Raw genomic sequence first — 19,249 nt, forward strand, 5'->3', positions numbered from 1 at the left:
AGCGGGCGCAGGCCGCAAATCTCACCGCATGATCTGGCGCATGGTGAGCCCAGGTGCGGTCGACACTGGGGTAGCAAACCTTGCTTCGGTCGATGTGGGGCTGATGGCGGTGTGCCGAGAACGGGTGAGAGGTGCGGCGGGACCGCCCGTCGGCGTGTCCTTCGAGATGGCCAAACGCGGCGTGTCGCCCTCTGGCGTGTCGGATGTGACCTGCGGAGTTCAGCCGCAACTGATGAATTCACAGGAAGTCGTTTCGGGCGCCCGGCACATAACGATTTGGCAACGGACCTGGGGATATGCAGGTCGCCTAAAGACTCGCCCAGGAAACACCTGTCGGCGGAGTCAAAATGACCTACCGTTGTGACCCGCGGCACAGTCGGAGCTCGCAGGCTCCAGGTCGCGGCGGGTGAAGGCGCCCGAATGCGACTGCGAAGGTGCACGTGGATGAGCATCACGATGGACATGGCCCGCGCCTCGGCGGCGGGAGCTCAGGCATTGCGACTGGCCGCCGACCCCCGGGCCTACCGGGCCGGAGCGCTGTTCGCTCGTAGCTGCCCATCGTTGGCCGCCTGGCTGGCCGGCTGGGTCAGCGCGGAGTTCGCTGCCGGAGCCGTCGCAGGCCACGCCCTGTCCGCCGTCCGGGGAACTCCGTTGGACAGAATCAGCTGCACCCTGGCCTCGCAGCGCGCGGACTCCGTGCTCGACGGTGCGTTGACCGAGACGTTCGGGGAGCGCGACGACCAGGTGGTGCATCCCCTGGAATTCCAGGCCCATCGGCCCGGCCTGTCCGGCTTCTGGCAGGCCACCCAGCACCGCCGCCGCTACGCCAAGGACACCACCAACATCTCCTACGGCGACGCCGGCCGCGACCACCTGCTCGACATCTGGCGACTGCCCGAACTGCCCACCGACCGTCCGGCGCCGGTGCTGGTGCAGATCCCCGGCGGGGCATGGGCACTCAGCGAGAAACGCGGCCAGGCGTACCCGCTGATGAGTCGGCTGGTGTCGCTGGGCTGGATCTGTGTCTCCATCAACTACAGCCGCAGTCCGGGCCGGGCGTTCCCGTCGCACATCATCGACGTCAAGCGGGCCATTGCCTGGGTGCGGGACCACATCGCCGACTACGGCGGCGACCCCGACTACATCGCCGTCACGGGGGGTTCGGCCGGTGGGCACCTGGCCGCTCTGGCGGCACTGACCGCGGGAGATCCCACGCTGCAACCCGGCTTCGAGAAGGCCGACACCAGCGTCCAGGCCGCGGTGCCGTACTACGGGGCCTACGACCTGACCAACACCGCCACCATGACGCCGCTCATGGTGCCCTACCTCGAGCAGTTCGTCATGCGGGCCAGCCTCGCCGAGGACCGGGCGCGCTACGAAGCCGCGTCACCGATCTATCACGTCCGGCCCGACGCGCCGCCGTTCTTCGTCGTACACGGTCGCAACGACGCGGTGATCCCACACGCCCAGGCCCGTGATTTCGTGGCGGCCCTGCGTGGAGCCGGTGCCGACGTGGTGGGGTTCGCCGAACTGCCCAACGCCCATCACGCCTTCGACCACCTGGCCACCGTTCGCTCGCAGCTGACGGCTGATGCCGTGGCGCAGTTCCTCGGCATCACCTACGGCAAGCATCTGCAACTGGCCGGCGGTGACGTCCGGATGCGCGCTACCAGCTGACCTGGGTCAGGCCACGAATTCATGGCCCTGACACGCGGTTTCAGCGCCCACCTCGTGATCCACACAATCGGCTCCCGCCGGTGGTGCGGGCCGACTAGCGTGGTGCTGGCAATACAGGCGGGTGTGACGGGAGAACTGTGTGACGAGCGGATTGTCCGATGAACTCGGTGCGGTGGATCAGTTGCTGCATCGCGGCGAGGCCAACCCCCGAACCCGCTCGGGAATCATGGCCCTGGAGCTGTTGGACACCACGCCGGACTGGGAGCGGTATCGCACGAACTTCGAATACGCGTCGCGCACCATCCTGCGGCTGCGTCAGAAGGTAGTGATGCCGACACTGCCCACGGCGGCGCCGCGCTGGGTGGTGGACCCGGACTTCAATCTCGACTTCCACGTGCGACGGGTGCGCATCCCCGAACCGGGGACGCTGCGCCAGGTCTTCGACCTGGCCGAGATCATCCAGCAGTCGCCACTGGACATCTCCCGCCCGCTGTGGAGCGCGACGCTCATCGAGGGGTTGCCCGACGGCCGCGCTGCCCAACTGCTGCACCTGAGTCACGCGGTCACCGACGGTGTGGGCGGGGTCGAGATGTTCGCCCAGATCTACGACCTGGAACGTGAACCCGAGGCGCAGCCGGCGCCACCGCTGCCCATCCCGCAGGACCTGTCGTCCAATGACCTCATGCGACAGGGCCTCAACGCGCTGCCGTTCACGCTCGCCGGTGGTGTGCGGGACGCGGTGGCCGGGGCGGTCGGGGCCGTCGGCAAGGTGGTCGGAGATCCTGGGTCCGCGTTCTCCGGTGTGCTGGAGTTCGCCTCGGCGAGCAGGCGGGCGACGCGGCAGGCCGCCGCACCGTCACCGCTGCTGCGCCGGCGCAGCCTGGCCAGTCGCACCGAGGCCGTCGACATCAAACTGTCCGACCTGCATCGTGCTGCCAAGGCCGCAGAAGGCTCCATCAACGACGCGTATCTGGCTGGGCTGTGTGCGGCGCTGCGGCTCTACCACCAGGCGCTCGGCGTCCCGATCACCACGCTGCCGATGGCCATCCCGGTGAACTTGCGCGCCGAATCGGACCCCGCGGGCGGCAACCGATTCACCGGCGTCAACCTCGCTGCCCCGGTGGGCACCACCGACCCGGCCGAACGCATCCGCAAGATCCGCATCCAGATGGCCCACCGCAAAGAGGAGGCCGCCATCGACGTGATCGGCTCACTGGCTCCGGTGCTCTCGCTGCTGCCCGACGCTGTGCTGGAATCGCTGACCAGTTCGGTGATCGCCTCGGATGTCCAGGCCAGCAATGTCCCGGTGTTCCAGGGGGACACGTTCATCGCCGGAGCAAAAGTGTTGCGGCAGTACGGGCTTGGTCCGCTACCCGGGGTGGCGATGATGGTGGTGCTGGTGTCGCGCAGTGGCTGGTGCACCGTCTCGGCACGTTATGACCGGGCGTCGATCACCGACGAGGTGTTGTTCGCCCGGTGCCTGAAGCAGGGATTCGACGAAGTGCTCGCCCTGGCAGGCGATCCGGCGCCGGTCGCGACGCCGGCGTCCTTTGATCTGGAGGAGCAGGCATGACCGGCCCACGTGACATGCGGCTGCCCGGGTCGGTCGCCGAGGTCAAGGCCAGCCCTCGAGGCCCGCACATCGGCGCATTCTTCGACCTGGACGGCACCCTGGTCGCCGGCTTCACCGGCGTCATCCTCACCCAGGAGCAGTTCCTGTCCCGCCAGCTCGGGGTCGCCGACTTCTTCGGGATGATCCAGGCCGGCCTGAACCACAAGCTGGGGCGTCGCGAGTTCGAGAACCTGATCACCGCCGCGTCCAAGGCGATGCGGGGTCGCTCGCTGTCGGATCTGGATCAACTGGGGGAGCGGCTGTTCCGGCAGAAGATCGAATCCCGGATCTACCCGGAGATGCGGGAACTGGTGCGTGCGCACCTCGAACGCGGACACACCGTGTGCCTGAGCTCGTCGGCGCTCACCATCCAGGTGGAGCCGGTGGCCCGATTCCTCGGCATCCCCAACACCTTGACCAACCAGTTCGTCGTCGACGACGACGGGGTGGTCACCGGCACCATCGTGGAACCGATCCTGTGGGGCCCGGGCAAGGCCAATGCCGTGCAGAAATTCGCCGCCGAACACGACATCGACCTCAAGGACAGCTACTTCTACGCCGACGGCGACGAGGATGTCGCACTCATGTATCTGGTGGGCAATCCGCGGCCCACCAACCCCGAAGGCAAGATGGCTGCCGTTGCACGGCAACGGGGTTGGCCCATCCTCAGTTTCTCCAGCCGCGGCGGCAGCAGCCTGGGCGGCGTTGTGCGCACGTTGGCCGGTGTGGGGGCGATACTGCCGGTGGGCTACGGAGCGCTCGGCTGGGGTCTGCTGACCCGGAGTCGGCGCCGCGGGGTGAACTTCTTCACCACCAACTGGACGCAGACGCTGCTGGCGGCCAGCGGTGTCCGGCTCGACGTCCTGGGCCGGGAAAACCTCACCGCGCAGCGGCCGGCGGTGTTCATCTTCAATCACCGCAACAACTTCGACCCGGTGATCACCTGTTCACTGGTGCGCGACAACTTCACGGGCGTGGCCAAGAAGGAACTCGAGAACGACCCCCTGGTGGGCAACTTGGGCAGGCTCATCGATGCCGTGTTCATCGACCGCGACGACGCGAAGTCCGCTGTCGAGTCGCTGCACAAGGTAGAAGAGGCCGCCCGCAACGGGCTGTCCATCGTGATCGCACCTGAGGGCACCCGACTGGACACCCACGAAGTGGGCCCGTTCAAGAAGGGCCCGTTCCGTATCGCGATGGCAGCCGGGATTCCGGTGGTGCCGGTGGTGATCCGCAACGCCGAGGTGATCGCCGCACGCGACTCGTCGGTGATGAACCCGGGCACCGTGGACGTCGCGGTGTTTCCGCCCATCTCGGTGTCCGACTGGACGCCGGAGAACATCGAAGAACGCATCGCCGAAGTGCGTCAGCTCTACCTCGACACGCTCAAGAACTGGCCCGACGACCAGTTGCCCACGGCGGCACCGTATCTGCACAGCCCACCCAAGAAGGCCCCCCGAAGGGCCGCGCCGAAGAAGGACCGGCCGTGAGCTCGGCGTCCCGGGACATCCCGGCCGTGGAGATCACCGACGACTCGCTGATCCTGGCAGCGGTGTCCTCGGCGGCCGAACGTGACATGCTCGATGACTGGATCCGCCAGCAACGCACCCGCCATCCCGAGCTGGACGTGGCGGTAGTGCAGTTGCCCGGGGAGGACGAGGAACCACCCCCGGGGGTGATCGCCAAGCTGGTCAACGAACTCTCCGACGGTGACGACCGCTCGGTGGTGCCGGTACGGGTGTTCTGGCCTCCCGGCGGGCTGCCCACGCGCGTGAAGGTGGTCGGGCTGTTGTCCGGTCGCGACACCTACCGGCCTCCGGAGTTGTTGCAACGCCGCATCCTTCGTCGTGATCGGTCGAGGGCACAGGTGGTGGCCGGTGAGCCCGCGAAGGTCTCGGAGCTGCGTCAGCAGTATCAGGACACCACCGTCGGTGAGAGCCCGCGCGATTTCGCCCGGTTCGTGTTGCGCCGCGCCAGCTTGGCGATCGAGCGCATCGAATACCGGCTACTGGGACCGGAATACAAGTCGCCGCGGCTGGTGAAACCGGAGATGCTGGCCTCGGCCCGGTTCCGTGCCGGTCTCGACCAGATCCCCGGTGCCGGCGTCGACGAGGCCGGTGAGATCCTCGACGAGCTGGCCACCGGCTGGAGCCGATTCTCCGTCGACCTGATTCCCAACTTCTCCAAGTTCCTCTACAGCCGCGGTTTCGACCCCCACATCGACTACGACGCCGAGCAGGTCGAAGTGATGCGGCACGCGCTGGAAACCCATCCCGCCGTGATGCTGTGGTCACACCGGTCCAACCTCGACAGCGCGGTGCTGACGGTGGCACTACAGGAGAACCGGCTGCCGCGGGTCAACCTCTTCGCCGGCATCAACATGTCGTTCTGGCCCATGGGTCCGCTGCTGCGCCGCTCCGGAGTGATCTTCATCCGCCGCAAGCTCGATGACCCGCTGTACAAGTATGTGCTGCGCGAATTCGTGGGCTACATCGTCGAGAAGCGATTCAACCTCAGCTGGTCCATCGAGGGCACCCGCTCACGCACCGGAAAGATGTTGCCGCCCAAGCTGGGTCTGCTGGCCTACGTCGCCGACGCGTATCTGGAAGGCCGCAGTGACGACATTCTGCTGCAGCCGGTGTCCATCAGTTTCGACCAGTTGCACGAGATCGCGGAGTACGCCGCCTACGCCCGCGGCGGCGAGAAGGCTCCCGAGGGCGTCAGCTGGCTCTACAACTTCATCAAGGCGCAGAAGGAACGCAACTACGGCAAGATCTACGTCCGCTTCCCGGAGGCGGTCTCCATGCGCCAGTACCTCGGGATCCCCCACAGTGAAGGCGCGCTGGACGAAAACAGCAAGCGGCTGGCCATGCAGAAGATGGCATTCGAGGTGGCCTGGCGCATCCTGCGCGTCACCCCGATCAACGCCACCGGACTGGTGGCGGGACTGTTGTTGACCACCAACGGAATTGCGCTGACCCTCAACCAGGTGCACCACACCGTGCAGGACTCGCTGGACTACCTGGAGCGCAAGCAGACCCCGGTCACCGACAGCGCAGTACGGCTGCGGACTCCCGACGGGGTACGGTCGGCCCTGGATGCGCTCTCGGGTGGGCATCCGATCACCCGGGTGGACGGTGGCAGAGAACCGGTGTGGCGCATCGCGCCCGAGCACCAGCACGAGGGTGCCTTCTACCGGAATACCTTGATCCACGCGTTCCTCGAGACCTCGATCGTCGAACTGGCCCTGGCCTATGCCAGCCGCGCCGACAGTGACCGGCTGGAGGCGTTCTGGTGGCAGGCCCTGCGCCTGCGTGCACTGCTCAAGTTCGACTTCTACTTCGCCGACACCGCGGCGTTTCGGGCCAACGTCGCCGAGGAGATGGCGTGGCACCAGGACTGGGAGGCCCACGTGGCCGCGGGCGGCGAGGAGATCTCCCAACTCCTCTACGACAAGCGTCCCCTGATGGCGCATGCGATGTTGCGTCCCTTCTTCGAGGCCTATGAGATCGTCGCCGACGTGCTGCGCGGAGCTCCGCCGGAGATCGACAGCAAGGAGCTCACCGAGAAAGCGCTGGGCGTGGGTGCGCAGTACGCGGCGCAGCATCGGGTGCGGACCACCGAATCGGTGTCGGCACTGCTGTTCGCGACCGCCCGGCAGGTGGTCGCCGATCAGGGGCTGCTGACGGAGGCGCCCGATCTGGCCGCCAGACGGGTGTCGTTCCTGCAGGAGCTGCGCGGGGTGCTGGCCGATATGGACCGCATCGACAGGATCTCTCGCGAGCAATTCGTCGAGCGGGAGCGTCGGTCCCGGACGAAGTCCGACTCGTTGTAGTAGGTCGCTACCCTGGACAGGTGAACGCAGCTGTTTCCGGCACGACAACCCGGTCGCCGGTGTGGCCGATCCTGATCGGGGTGGCGCTGCTGGCGGGATTCACCGCTGCCGGACTGGCCGCGTTGTCGCTCACCGACGCTCTGACCGCCACCGGACTGCCCGACCCCGGCCCCGTCACCACGATGGGCCTGCCCTTTGTCCGTGCGGTCGGTGAGATCGCCGCCGTCGTCGCCATCGGATCGTTCCTGTTCGCGGCGTTCTTCGTGCCACCCCAAACTTCTGGCGTGCTGGATGCGTCCGGTTACCGGGCGATGCGGACCGGCAGTGTCGCCGCCGGGGTGTGGACGGTGTGCGCGGCACTCTTGGTGCCGCTGACCATCTCCGACGTGTCCGGACAGCCACTGCGTGACCACCTGAACCCGGTGACCATGTGGTCATTGGCCGATCTGGTGGAGACAGCGGGGGCCTGGCGGTGGACGGCCATTCTGGCGGCGGCGGTCACGCTGGCCAGTATCCCGGTGCTGCGCTGGGCCTGGACCCCGGTGCTGACGGCCGCCGCCCTGGTCACCCTGGTTCCGCTGGGGTTGACCGGGCATTCGTCGTCGGGCGGTTCGCACGACGTCGCCACCAACAGCCTGCTGATCCACCTGGTCGCCGCGTCGCTGTGGGCCGGCGGCCTGTTGGCGCTGCTGGCGCATGCTTTGCGACGTGGCGCGCACGCCGACGTGGCCGCGCGGCGCTTCTCCGCGGTGGCGCTGTGGTGTTTTGTCGCGATGGGTATCTCGGGTGTCATCAATGCGCTGGTCCGGATGTTCCCCAGTGACCTCTTCGACACGCGGTACGGTCTGCTGATCCTGGCCAAGCTGGTGGCTCTGGTGGTGCTGGGCCTGCTGGGTTGGCAGCAGCGCCGCCTCGGGGTGGCCGCACTGCAGGCCGATCCCGCCGCGCGGCGTCCCCTGATCCGCCTTGCCCTGACCGAGGCCGTCATCTTCGGCGTCACATTCGGTGTTGCCGTTGCCCTGGGACGCACACCGCCGCCGCCGCCGCGGGTGCTCAACCCGTCGGCCACGGAAGTGGAACTCGGCTACAACCTGAGCGGCCCGCCCACGGTGTCGCGTTTGCTGTTCGACTGGCGCTTCGATCTGCTACTGGGCACAGCCGCAGTGGTGATGGCCCTGGTGTACCTGTTCGGGGTACGACGACTGCGCCGCCGCGGCGACGCCTGGCCCGTGGGCCGCACGGTGGGGTTCCTGCTGGGCTGCCTGACGCTGCTGATCGCCACCTCGTCCGGCGTGGGGCGCTACATGCCAGCCATGTTCAGCGTGCACATGTCCGCCCACATGCTGCTGTCGATGCTGGTGCCCATCCTGCTGGTGTTGGGAGCGCCGATGACCCTGGCGTTGCGTGCGCTTCCGACGGCAGGCAAGGGACAGCCCCCCGGTCCCCGGGAGTGGCTGCTCGCCGCACTGCACAGCAGGTTCTCGCGGCTGATCACCAACCCATTGGTGGCAACCGCCTTGTTCGTCGGCGGCTTCTACGGGCTGTACTTCGGCGGCATCTTCGACGCCGTGGCCGGCAGCCACGCCGGCCACGTCGCCATGAACGTGCACTTCCTGCTGTCGGGCTACGTCTTCTACTGGGTGGTCATCGGGATCGACCCGACGCCGCGTCCCATCCCTCATCTGGGCAAGCTGGCCATGGTGTTCGGCTCCCTGCCCCTGCACGCCTTCTTCGGGGTGGTCCTGATGGGGATGAACACCGTGCTCGGGGAGTCCTTCTACCGCTCGCTGCAGCTGCCGTGGCAGACCGACCTGCTCGCCGATCAGAAGCTGGGCGGTGGCATCGCCTGGTCGGCGGGTGAGGTGCCGCTGGTGGTGGTGATGCTGGCGCTGCTGATCCAGTGGACCCGCAGCGACCGTCGGACGGCCAAGCGGATCGACCGCGCCGCCGACCGAGACGAGGACGCCGACCTGGCGGCCTACAACAACATGCTGAAGGTGCTGTCGGATCAGGAGAAGCGTCGAGACACCTCGCCGTAGTCGACCCGCGGCGGATCGAAGTGCTCTATGAGGTGATCGGGATTTCCGATTGGACCGCGCACGAGCAGTGCGGGATCGTTCCACGCGAAAGATGCTGATTCGCAAGCCGAGAGGTTCTCATGCCGGTGCCGACTGTTGTCCTTGTCCATGGTGCATTCGCCGATGCCTCGTCCTACCAACCGGTCACTCGGGCACTGTTGGACGCGGCGACCCCGGTGGTGGCAGTCGCAGTACCCAACCGCAGTCTGCTCGGTGACGCGGCGATGGTGCGCGCCGCCATCAACTCGATCGAGGGGCCGGTGGTCCTGGTGGGTCACTCCTACGGCGGAGCGGTGATCACCGTGGCCGGCGCGGCAGCCAACGTCGTTGCGTTGGTGTACCTGGCCGGCTATGCCCTCACCGAAGGGGAGAGTCTGGCCGAACTGCAGGGCCAGTTTCCCGACTCGGAGCTACCCGCGGCTTTGCTGCAGACGCCGTATCCGGCCACTTCGGGCGGCATCGGCGGTATCGACGTCAGCGTGGTGCCGTCGATGTTTCCCGCGGTGGTGGCTGCCGATGTGGACCCCGCGCTGGCCGAGGTTCTCGCCGCATCACAGCGCCCTCTTTCCGCAGCCGCGTTCACCGAGAAGGCCACCGAGGCAGCCTGGCGCGACAAGCCGGCCTGGGCGGTGGTGTGTACTGCGGACAAGGCGATCAATCCGGATGTCCAGCGTTTCGGATATGGCCGGGCCGGGGCCACAGTGCGTGAAATCGACTCCTCACATCTGGTGATGCTGTCACAACCGAAGATGGTGGTGGATCTCATCGAAGAGGTCATTGCCGCGGTAGCGTGACGAGCGCTCGCATCCGGTGAACAAGCCGGTGGGTGTACCGGTACGGCATGCTGTACGTCATGGATCTGCGCAGCCTCGAGTACTTCCTCGCCGTTGCCGAGGAGCGGTCCTTCACGCGTGCCGCGCAGCGCTGCTTTGTCACCCAACCCACCATCAGTGCCCAGATGCAGGCATTGGAACGCGAACTCGGAGAGCCCCTGTTCGACCGCGGGCAGCGGGTCGTGACGCTTACCGACGGTGGTCGATTGTTGCTCCCGTACGCGCGTGAATGTCTGCGAGCGGTCCATGACGCGAGGGCCGAATTCTCGGCCCGCACAGGGTTGCTGCGTGGTGAGCTGAGGATCGGCACCGGCGGTGGGGTCGAGCACACCACCATTCCCACACTGTTGGGTGCGTTGCGCCAGAAGTTCCCCGGGATCGATATCGATGTCACCGAGACCACCAGCGCACCCCTGCTGGAGATGGTGTTGCAGGGAAGTCTGCACGCAGCCGTCATTGCCATGCCGCCGGAGCAGCTGCCCGCGACAATCAGCGCAGCGCCGATGTTCACCGAACAGATCGTCGCCGTCTTCGACCCTGCGGTGTTCGCTGATCTCGACGGCGAGGTGGTGACAATCGCCGCAGTGGCCGGGCATTCGGCGATCACCTACCCGAGAACCAGCGCCCTGCGTGCCCGGATCGACACCGTCGCAGCAGAAAGCGGTGCGACGGTGCACGTGCACTACGCCGCCAACGATGCGCGCCTACAACTGGCCTTCGCCGAACAGGGGCTCGGCGTCGCGTTGGTAGCCGGATCGGACCCGGCCCTGCAAAGTACGCACCTGACCGTTCGACCCGTCACTCCGTCCATCGTCTTCGAAAAGGTTCTGGTGTGGCGCAACGATGTCGCTGTCCCGGCGCCCTTGCGGGCCTTCTTCGATCTGTGGAAGGACACCAGCGTCACCGCGCAAGCGGTGTCCGCCTGAACCCGGGAGGTCAGGTTGGGTCGAGGTAGGCGACGATGGCGTTGGTCAGGCCGTGGCGGGCGAGGTCGTGGTCGTTGAAGCTGCCGAGCAGCCGTTCCGAGGCCAGGCCGCGCATGGCGCCGGGGATGAACGCCGCCACCTCGAGGATGCGCTGGCTATCCACCCCGAGATCGGCAAATGCTTTCTGGCAGGACGTATTCCATGCCTGGCCCCAGGAAACGAACTCGGCGGCGGTCTGCGGGTAGAGCCGTTCCAACTCGTCGGGATCGCTGGGCAGCGCGGCTCGCAGGTTCTCGATGGCCCGCGAATGTGTGGAGATCAGTCCGTCGTAGAGCAGGTCGATGATGGCGGCGACCCGCTGCTGCAGGGGCGCATTGGAGTCCGACGGCACCGGTAGTTCGCCTCGGCGTTTCGCGGTGTGGTGCAGCACGGCGGCCCAGAAACCGTCGACATCGCCGAACTGGTACTTCACCGCACCCCAGGTGGCGCCGATGTCCTTGGCGATCCTGGCGGCTGACACCGAACCGGGATCGCCGGAGGCCAGCGAGCGAATTGCGGCGTCCAGCATGTTCTCTCGTGTTGCGAGGCCACGACGATTGCTGCGTCTGCCCTGCGTACCTGCTGCCGCCATCTGCTTGATGGTAGTGGATCGGAAGATTTTCACAGTGCCCTCTATCAATTTTTCGTAGAGGTCACTACCATCTCGTGGCATGGCGAAACCGCCGCTGTCCATGAAGCCCACCGGATGGTTCCAGGTGGCCTGGTCTGATGATCTCGCCGTCGGTGACGTCCGGACGATGAAATACTTCGGTGAAGAGCTGATCGCCTGGCGGGCGCAGTCCGGCCGTGTGACGGTCATGGCCGCCTACTGTGCGCATCTCGGCGCGCATCTGGGCTTCGGTGGTCACGTAGTGGGCGAGGTGATCCAGTGTCCGTTCCACGGCTGGCAGTGGAGCGCCGAAGGTCGAAACGTCTGTATCCCCTACGAGGACAGGCCGAACCGCGGACGCCGGATGACCACCTACCCGGTGACCGAGCGCAACGATTCCATCTACATCTGGCATGACACCGAAGGCAGGGCTCCGTTCTTCGAGGCGCCCGACATCTTCGCCGACTTCGGCGACGACGCCACGGCGACGGACTACTACCCGCAGCAGCGCCTGTATCGCGAAGCGCTGGAACTGCATCCGCAGTACGTGCTGGAGAACGGCGTCGACTTCGCCCACTTCAAGTACGTGCACGAGACGCCCATCGTGCCGGTGTTCACCCGCCACGATTTCGCCGAACCGGTGTCCTATGTCGATTTCACCATCACCTTCGAAGGTGATGAATCTCAGTCGATCGATGATGTGCGCAGCGGTGTCGAGGCCATCAACGGCGGGCTCGGGATCGCCGTCACCAAGAGCTGGGGGATGGTGGACAACCGCACCATCTCCGCGGTGACGCCGGTGGACGAATCCACCTCGGACGTGCGGTTCACCGTGTATATCGGACGGACTCCGGGCAAGGACCAGCCGCGCCATGAGATCAAGGCTCGCCAGTTCGGCGACGAGGTGATCCGCCAGTTCGCCCAGGACGTGCACATCTGGTCGCACCAGCGGTATTCGGATCCGCCTGCGCTGTCGAACTCGGAGTTGCCGGGCTTCACCGCAATCCGCAAGTGGGCCATGCAGTTCTATCCCGACGGGCTCGGTGGTTCCGCTGCCGACCTACACGCGAGAACCAGTGAGGTGTTGCGATGACAATACGAGTGTTCCAAGTGGCGACCGGCAACGTCGGCTCGGAGATGATCAAGCGCATCGCGCTCGAGCCTGAACTGGAACTGATTGGGGTGCACTGCTATTCACCTGAGAAAGTCGGCAAGGATGCCGGAGAGCTGGCGGGAATCGCGCCCAACGGGGTGATCGCCACGGGTACCGTCGAGGAGATCATTGCAGCCCGGCCCGACGTGCTCACCTTTCACGGCGTGTTCCCCGACGAAGACCTCTACGTTCAGGTGCTCGAGGCCGGCATCAACATCGTCACCACCGCTGACTGGATCACCGGCTGGCACCGCGACCACAACCACCCGCACCCGTCGGGAAAGCTGGTCTCGCAACTGTTGCAGGAAGCCTGTGACAAGGGCGGGTCCACGTTCTACGGCACCGGCATGAATCCCGGGGTGAATCAGATCCTGGGCGTGGTGTGCTCGGCCGACGTGGCCGAGATCGAGAACGTCACCACCATCGAATCCGTGGACGTGTCGTGCCACCACTCCAAGGAGACCTGGATCGAAGTGGGTTACGGCCTGCCGGTGGATGATCCGTCGATTCCAGACAAGCTGGAGAAGTACACCCGGGTGTTCGCCGACAGTGTGTTGATGATGGCGGACTGCTTCGACCTGGAACTGGACGAGGTGGTGTTCAGTTACGAACTCGGCGCGTGCACCAAGGACGTCGACCTCGGTTGGTACGTGCTGCCCAAAGGCTCACTGGGCGGCAACTACATCAAGTACCAGGGGTTGGTCGACGGGGTGCCGCGGGTGGAGACCCACCTGGAGTGGCAGATGACACCGCACACCGATCCCAGCTGGGATATCAAGGGCTGCTACATCACCCAGATCAAGGGTGACCCCTGCATCTACAACAAGCACATGATCTTCCCGAAGCCCGGCGTCGACCTGTCCGACCCCACCAACTTCGCCTCCATCGGGATGACCGTCACCGGTATGCCCGCGCTGCACTCGATCAAGTCCGTGGTGGCCGCCCGGCCCGGCATCATCACCAGTGCCGATCTGCCGCTGCGGGGTTTTGCGGGGCGGTTCAAGCTCTAGTTCTTCAGGCGGAGTGCCCGGTGGCATGTTCGAGGTCCTACCGACGCAGTACGCGGGTACGGGGTAGCGCTGAGCTGCGGTTGTCGGCGACCGCGGAGTTCTAAGTCAGCGCACCCGCCGCGATGGCTGCCGGCCAACTGCCGTATTCACTGATGTCCTTGCCCGCCGCGGCGGCATAGCCGTCGCAGCCGAACGCCGTGCGCCAGGTGCCGTCGTCGAACTCGACCTTGCCCAGCTGCATCGGGGCGGGCAGCGCGGTCAGGAAGGTGCCCAGCGCGGCGGGGGAGAGCATCCACCGGTGCCCCAGGATTGCCGTTCCCGAAACGTCCTGGGGCAGGCGAACGATCGCGGGCTTGGGCGGTGTGGTCTGCATGGCAGTCATCCGATAGCGCGGCGCGGTGGACAGTTCGCCAGCCCAGCGGGCACCGAGGTCGGTCAACTGGTGCACCAACACGCCACCGCGCAGGTGTGCTCCGAAGACCACCAGCTCCAGCGCGCCGGCGGGGCCGGTGGGCCAGATGTCCTGCGGGACGTCCTCCCCGGTGATCATCGCAGCGATGTCGAAGGCCACGGCGTCCTCGAAAGTGCGGGCCAATACCGACACCCCGAACTGGGCATCGCCGGCAGTACCGAAAGGCACTGCGACCGCGCACATGTCGAAGAGGTTGCAGAAGTTGGTGTAGGTGCCCAGCCGGGAGTTCACGCCCACGGGATCAGCAGCCACCTCGTCGAGGCGGGGGTGCTCCGGCGCGGTCGGTACCAGCAGGGCATCGGCACCGTCGAGTTGTTCCATGGCCACGGCGCGAAGCCGCGCGAGCTCGCCACGGTCGCGGATCAACTGGTGCGCGGGGATGTCCCTGGCAGCGGTGATGATGCTGCCCACCGTCGGGTCAACGCTGGCATCTGGATGGGTGTCGATGAATTCGCCTACCGCAGCGTATCTTTCGCTGACCAGGGCACCGTCGTAGAGCAGCTTGGCGGCGGCCAGGAACGGGGCGATCTTAACGGTGACGATCTGCGCGCCGGCGGCCTCGAGGTGTTGTACCGCGGACTGGAAGGCAGCGCGCCAGGTGGCGTCGAGTTCGGGCAGTTCGTCGGGCACAGCGACCACGGGCCGCTCAGGAGCGGCCAGTCGCACATCGGCAGGCCAGCTGCGATGGGGGGCGCCGGCGGCCATGGCGGCCATGGCCCGGTTGGCGGTGGCGAGGTCGTGGGCAAAGATCGTGGGGCAGTCGTAGGACTCGCAGGCGGGCACGATGCCCTGCGGGCCGAGCACGCCGTAGGTCGGTTTGATGCCGACGAGGCCTTGGAATGCGGCCGGGATACGGCCGGACCCGGCGGTGTCGGTGCCGATCGCGATATCGGCTTCACCAAGCGCCACTGCCACCGCTGAGCCGGAGCTCGATCCGCCGCTGACGTACTCGGGTCTGCGGCTGTCGGGCACCGCCCCATAGGGCGAACGTGTGCCCACCAGGCCGGTGGCGAACTGGTCGAGATTCGTCTTTCCCACCACCACGGCCCCGGCGGCGCGCAGGCCGGCCACGATCGGCGCATCGGTGCTCGGCTGGTAGGCGAACTCAGGGCAACCCGCGGTGGTGGGCAGCCCGGCGACGTCCACGTTGTCCTTGACCGCAAGGCGCAGACCCGCCAGTGCGCCGCCGCCGGCACGGCTTGTGACCAGGTCGGATTCGACATCCTCCGGCGCCCGACGCGTGATCCAGGCAGCACTGTGGGAAGGCATGCCGGTAAACCTAGCGCTCGACAGGTATTTGTGCGACTCCACAGTCAGGACTTCATCCACAGGCAACAAAGCGACGACGTCTCGTCGCGGCGCAAGTGTCGGTACCCCGGCAGACGGTGAGGTCGGCGCCACCACAGGGCAGCGCATCGAGAACCGAATTGAAGGGACAACCGCGATGTTCGAAACACCTTTGACCGTCACCGGCAGGATCGTCACCGACCCCGTTCGCCGCCGCGTCGGCGACCAGGAGCTGGTCAAGTTCCGGCTGGCGAGCAACTCGCGCCGACGCACCGGCGATGGCACCTGGGAGCCGGGCAACTCGCTGTACCTCACCGTCAACTGCTGGGGCCGGCTGGCTGCAGGTGTCAGCGGCAGCCTCACCAAAGGCGACGCGGTGATCGTCTCCGGGTACGTCTACACCAGTGAATACGAAGACCGTGAAGGCATGAAGCGTTCGTCGGCCGAACTGCGCGCCACAGCGGTCGGGCCGGACTTGGCCTGGTATCTGGTGAAGCTCGAACGCATCAACCACACTCCTCAGGTTGTCGAACCCCAGGCCGAGGAGGCAGGGCAGGCAGTGGAAGACGCCGCAGAGGACAACGGAGTAGCGGGCGACGAGGAGGAGATACTGCCGCTGTCGGCCTGAACTCGACCGCGCGGAGGGTCGGCCGCACGACCCTCCGCGCGGCGGTTGGTTGCGTTGTGAAGCAACGCAACCAACGACGTGAGTAGTCTCACGAACATGACGACCGACACCATGCGCGCAGCTGTCTGGACCGGCGATGGGCCCGCCCTCCAGGTCGAGACCATCCCCGTGCCGCAACCCAAGCGGGGCGAGGCACTGGTCAAGGTCACCGCATGCGGGGTCTGCCACACCGACCTGCACGTCATGAAAGGCGAAGTGGCATTCCCGTCTCCCGCGGTGTTGGGCCACGAGATCTCCGGCTCCGTCGTTGCGCTCGGGCCTGACACGGAACCGGCCCGGGGTGTCGATGTCGGCGCCAAGGTGGTCGGCGCGTTCATCATGCCGTGCGGTGAATGTCGGCAGTGCCAGCGCGGGCGCGACGACATGTGCCTGCCGTTCTTTGCCCAGAACCGGCTCAAAGGCACCCTCTATGACGGCACCACCCGACTGGAGCGCGCCGACGGTTCGCCGCTGGCGATGTACTCCATGGCCGGTCTGGCCGAGTACTCGGTGGTGCCGGTGAACGCACTGGCCCCGCTGCACGGCGACGTTCCGGACGTCGAGGCCGCCGTTCTGGGGTGCGCTTTCTTCACGGCGTACGGCGCGGTGCACCAGACCGCGGCCCTGCAGGCCGGCGAAACCGTCGCCGTGGTGGCCACCGGGGGAGTGGGCACCGCCATCGTTCAGCTGGCCCGCGCAGCCGGCGCCGAGACCGTCATCGCCGTCGACATCAGCGATGAAAAGCTGCAAGCCGCAAAGAAACTGGGCGCCGATCACGTCGTCAACTCCGCCGCCGGAGACGCGGTGGCCCAGGTCAGGGAACTCACCGGCGGTGCCGGAGTGGACGTCGCGTTCGAGGTGCTCGGTCGTCAGCAGACCTTCGAGCAGGCTGTCAAGATGCTCACCGACGGCGGCCGCATGGTCGCGGTGGGTATCGCGGCCGGCCAGTCGACGGCCAATGTGGAGATCACGCCGCTGGTGCGCCGCGGCTACCGCATCATGGGTTCCTTCGGCGGCCGTACCCGCGCGGACCTGCCTGCGGTGATCGACCTCGCCGCCACCGGCGTATTCTCGGTCCAGGACACCGTCACCCGGACCTACTCACTGGACTCCGCCGACGAAGCATTTCAGGCGTTGGCACGAGGTGAGATCCAGGGGCGAGCGGTGATCAGTATGACCTCCTGACCGTCCGGTCGCCGAGCCGGGCGGGGGACGAGCCCGGGGAGAGCGGGCCGGGCTTGGAGACCCTGCTGGCGTCCGTCTGCAGATGGCTGCGGCCTAGGATGGTTCGCGAGTTACACCTGTAGATCAGAAAGGCACTACTGCGGCATGGCCGAATACATCTACACGATGAAGAAGGTCCGCAAGGCCCACGGCGACAAGGTCATCCTCGACGACGTCTTCCTGAACTTCCTTCCGGGCGCCAAGATCGGCGTCGTCGGCCCCAATGGCGCCGGAAAGTCCAGCGTCCTGAAGATCATGGCCGGCCTGGACAAGCCCAACAACGGCGAAGCCTTCCTGGCCAACGACGCCACCGTCGGCATCCTGATGCAGGAACCGCAGCTCGACGAGTCGAAGACCGTTCGCGAGAACGTCGAAGAGGGCGTGCCGATCAAGGCCAAGCTCAACCGGTTCAACGAGGTGGCCGAGCTGATGGCCACCGACTACACCGACGAGCTCATGGAGGAGATGGGCAAGCTCCAGGAGGAGCTCGACGCCGCCGACGCCTGGGACATCGATTCCCAGCTCGAGCAGGCCATGGACGCGCTGCGCTGCCCGCCGCCGGACGAGCCCGTCACCCACCTCTCCGGCGGTGAGAAGCGGCGCGTCGCGCTGTGCAAGCTGCTGCTGAGCAAGCCGGATCTGCTGTTGCTCGACGAGCCCACCAACCACCTGGACGCCGAGAGCGTGCTGTGGCTCGAGCAGCACCTGGCGTCCTACCCGGGCGCCATCCTGGCGGTCACCCACGACCGGTACTTCCTGGACAACGTGGCCGAATGGATCCTCGAACTCGACCGCGGCCGGGCCTACCCCTATGAGGGCAACTACTCCACCTATCTGGAGAAGAAGGCAGAACGCCTCGCGGTGCAGGGCAAGAAGGACCAGAAGCTGCAGAAGCGCCTCAAGGAGGAGCTGGCCTGGGTGCGTTCTGGCGCCAAGGCCCGCCAGGCCAAGAACAAGGCCCGCCTGACCCGCTACGAGGAGATGGTGACGGAGGCCGAGAAGACCCGCAAGCTCGACTTCGAGGAAATCCAGATCCCGACCGGCCCGCGACTGGGCAACACGGTGGTCGAGGTCAGCCATCTGGACAAGGGTTTCGACGGCCGCATCCTGATCAAGGACCTGTCGTTCACGCTGCCGCGTAACGGCATCGTCGGCGTCATCGGCCCCAACGGTGTCGGTAAGACCACGCTGTTCAAGACCATTGTCGGGCTCGAAGAACCCGACAGCGGCACCGTGAAGGTCGGCGAGACGGTCAAGCTGTCCTACGTGGACCAGACCCGCTCCCGCATCGACCCCAAGAAGAACGTCTGGGAGGTTGTCTCCGACGGCCTGGACTACATCGAGGTCGGCCAGAACGAAGTGCCCTCACGTGCCTATGTGTCGGCCTTCGGCTTCAAGGGCCCCGACCAGCAGAAGCCGGCAGGCGTGCTCTCCGGCGGTGAGCGCAACCGGTTGAACCTGGCGCTGACTCTCAAAGAGGGTGGCAACCTGATCCTGCTCGACGAACCCACCAACGACCTTGACGTCGAGACACTGAGTTCACTGGAAAACGCACTGGAGAACTTCCCAGGTTGCGCTGTGGTGATCTCTCACGATCGGTGGTTCCTCGATCGCACCTGCACTCACATTCTGGCGTGGGAGGGCGACGACGACAACGAGGCCAAGTGGTTCTGGTTCGAGGGCAACTTCGGCGGCTACGAGGAGAACAAGATCGAAAGACTCGGTGCCGATGCTGCGCGTCCGCACCGGGTTACCCACCGACGGCTGACACGCGACTAATGTGGCCGCTGCGTGCCAATGGGGCCACGCAGCAGTTACGTCAGGAG

Annotated in this window: 14 protein-coding genes; 12 read left to right on the top strand and 2 right to left on the bottom strand. The window is 66.3% G+C overall.

Annotated elements, in window-relative coordinates; translation table 11 throughout:
* Positions 1–444: 444 nt before the first annotated feature.
* The 7 genes from BVC93_RS20470 to BVC93_RS20500 all read left to right on the top strand — a co-directional run bounded on the left by BVC93_RS20470 (position 445) and on the right by BVC93_RS20500 (position 10,961).
* Positions 445–1,677, top strand: coding sequence for an alpha/beta hydrolase (locus BVC93_RS20470; RefSeq protein WP_083739067.1), 1,233 nt, complete (start codon positions 445–447; stop codon positions 1,675–1,677).
* Between the two features lie 139 nt (positions 1,678–1,816).
* Positions 1,817–3,250, top strand: coding sequence for a wax ester/triacylglycerol synthase family O-acyltransferase (locus BVC93_RS20475; RefSeq protein WP_083739068.1), 1,434 nt, complete (start codon positions 1,817–1,819; stop codon positions 3,248–3,250).
* A complete protein-coding gene (locus BVC93_RS20480; RefSeq protein WP_083739069.1) occupies positions 3,247–4,779 on the top strand; it encodes an HAD-IB family hydrolase/lysophospholipid acyltransferase family protein in 1,533 nt (510 codons plus the stop codon). The genes BVC93_RS20475 and BVC93_RS20480 overlap by 4 nt, the downstream gene beginning before the upstream one ends.
* Positions 4,776–7,124, top strand: a complete 2,349-nt coding sequence (locus BVC93_RS20485; protein ID WP_083739070.1) for a glycerol-3-phosphate 1-O-acyltransferase — start codon at positions 4,776–4,778, stop codon at positions 7,122–7,124. Before BVC93_RS20480 ends, BVC93_RS20485 begins: the two co-directional genes overlap by 4 nt.
* A gap of 20 nt (positions 7,125–7,144) precedes the next feature.
* Positions 7,145–9,163 carry a cytochrome c oxidase assembly protein gene (locus BVC93_RS20490; protein WP_083739071.1) on the top strand — a complete coding sequence of 673 codons (2,019 nt, stop codon included), beginning with the start codon at positions 7,145–7,147 and terminating at the stop codon, positions 9,161–9,163.
* Positions 9,164–9,288: 125 nt separating this feature from the next.
* Complete coding sequence (locus BVC93_RS20495) at positions 9,289–9,996, top strand: alpha/beta fold hydrolase (RefSeq protein ID WP_236950041.1); 708 nt, start codon at positions 9,289–9,291, stop codon at positions 9,994–9,996.
* A 59-nt stretch (positions 9,997–10,055) separates the two neighbouring features.
* Positions 10,056–10,961 (top strand): LysR family transcriptional regulator, encoded by a 906-nt coding sequence (locus BVC93_RS20500; RefSeq protein WP_192860050.1) that lies wholly within the window; start codon positions 10,056–10,058, stop codon positions 10,959–10,961.
* Between the two features lie 10 nt (positions 10,962–10,971).
* Here the strand turns inward: BVC93_RS20500 and BVC93_RS20505 are convergent, their stop codons facing one another.
* Entirely contained in the window at positions 10,972–11,592 is a 621-nt protein-coding gene (locus BVC93_RS20505; protein ID WP_083741194.1) for a TetR/AcrR family transcriptional regulator, read from the bottom strand.
* A gap of 79 nt (positions 11,593–11,671) precedes the next feature.
* Here BVC93_RS20505 and BVC93_RS20510 point away from each other — a divergent pair, with 79 nt between their 5' ends.
* Positions 11,672–12,703 (top strand): Rieske 2Fe-2S domain-containing protein, encoded by a 1,032-nt coding sequence (locus BVC93_RS20510; RefSeq protein WP_083739074.1) that lies wholly within the window; start codon positions 11,672–11,674, stop codon positions 12,701–12,703.
* The gene (locus tag BVC93_RS20515) at positions 12,700–13,773 is read left to right on the top strand and encodes an NAD(P)H-dependent amine dehydrogenase family protein (RefSeq protein ID WP_083739075.1); all 1,074 of its coding nucleotides are present in this window, start codon (positions 12,700–12,702) and stop codon (positions 13,771–13,773) included. The genes BVC93_RS20510 and BVC93_RS20515 overlap by 4 nt, the downstream gene beginning before the upstream one ends.
* Before the next feature lie 100 nt (positions 13,774–13,873).
* Here BVC93_RS20515 and atzF read toward each other — a convergent pair whose 3' ends face one another.
* Positions 13,874–15,514, bottom strand: coding sequence for an allophanate hydrolase (atzF, locus tag BVC93_RS20520; protein WP_083739076.1), 1,641 nt, complete (start codon positions 15,512–15,514; stop codon positions 13,874–13,876).
* A 175-nt stretch (positions 15,515–15,689) separates the two neighbouring features.
* Here atzF and ssb point away from each other — a divergent pair, with 175 nt between their 5' ends.
* The 3 genes from ssb (at position 15,690) to ettA (ending at position 19,202) form a co-directional block, all read left to right on the top strand.
* Positions 15,690–16,160, top strand: coding sequence for a single-stranded DNA-binding protein (ssb, locus tag BVC93_RS20525; RefSeq protein ID WP_083739077.1), 471 nt, complete (start codon positions 15,690–15,692; stop codon positions 16,158–16,160).
* A gap of 96 nt (positions 16,161–16,256) precedes the next feature.
* Complete coding sequence (locus BVC93_RS20530; RefSeq protein ID WP_157517011.1) at positions 16,257–17,384, top strand: zinc-binding dehydrogenase; 1,128 nt, start codon at positions 16,257–16,259, stop codon at positions 17,382–17,384.
* Between the two features lie 144 nt (positions 17,385–17,528).
* Positions 17,529–19,202 (top strand): energy-dependent translational throttle protein EttA, encoded by a 1,674-nt coding sequence (gene ettA / locus BVC93_RS20535; RefSeq protein WP_083739079.1) that lies wholly within the window; start codon positions 17,529–17,531, stop codon positions 19,200–19,202.
* The last annotated feature ends 47 nt before the right edge of the window (positions 19,203–19,249 follow it).

The organism is Mycobacterium sp. MS1601, from assembly GCF_001984215.1.
Classification (GTDB): Bacteria; Actinomycetota; Actinomycetes; order Mycobacteriales; family Mycobacteriaceae; genus Mycobacterium.

Excerpts from the sequence above, each read along its gene's own strand:
- BVC93_RS20470 (WP_083739067.1), top strand. The coding sequence starts at position 445 with ATGAGCATCACGATGGACATGGCCCGCGCCTCGGCGGCGGGAGCTCAG.
- BVC93_RS20480 (WP_083739069.1), top strand. The coding sequence starts at position 3,247 with ATGACCGGCCCACGTGACATGCGGCTGCCCGGGTCGGTCGCCGAGGTC.
- BVC93_RS20500 (WP_192860050.1), top strand. The coding sequence starts at position 10,056 with ATGGATCTGCGCAGCCTCGAGTACTTCCTCGCCGTTGCCGAGGAGCGG.
- BVC93_RS20505 (WP_083741194.1), bottom strand. The coding sequence starts at position 11,592 with ATGGCGGCAGCAGGTACGCAGGGCAGACGCAGCAATCGTCGTGGCCTC.
- BVC93_RS20510 (WP_083739074.1), top strand. The coding sequence starts at position 11,672 with ATGGCGAAACCGCCGCTGTCCATGAAGCCCACCGGATGGTTCCAGGTG.
- BVC93_RS20515 (WP_083739075.1), top strand. The coding sequence starts at position 12,700 with ATGACAATACGAGTGTTCCAAGTGGCGACCGGCAACGTCGGCTCGGAG.
- atzF (WP_083739076.1), bottom strand. The coding sequence starts at position 15,514 with ATGCCTTCCCACAGTGCTGCCTGGATCACGCGTCGGGCGCCGGAGGAT.
- ssb (WP_083739077.1), top strand. The coding sequence starts at position 15,690 with ATGTTCGAAACACCTTTGACCGTCACCGGCAGGATCGTCACCGACCCC.
- BVC93_RS20530 (WP_157517011.1), top strand. The coding sequence starts at position 16,257 with ATGACGACCGACACCATGCGCGCAGCTGTCTGGACCGGCGATGGGCCC.
- ettA (WP_083739079.1), top strand. The coding sequence starts at position 17,529 with ATGGCCGAATACATCTACACGATGAAGAAGGTCCGCAAGGCCCACGGC.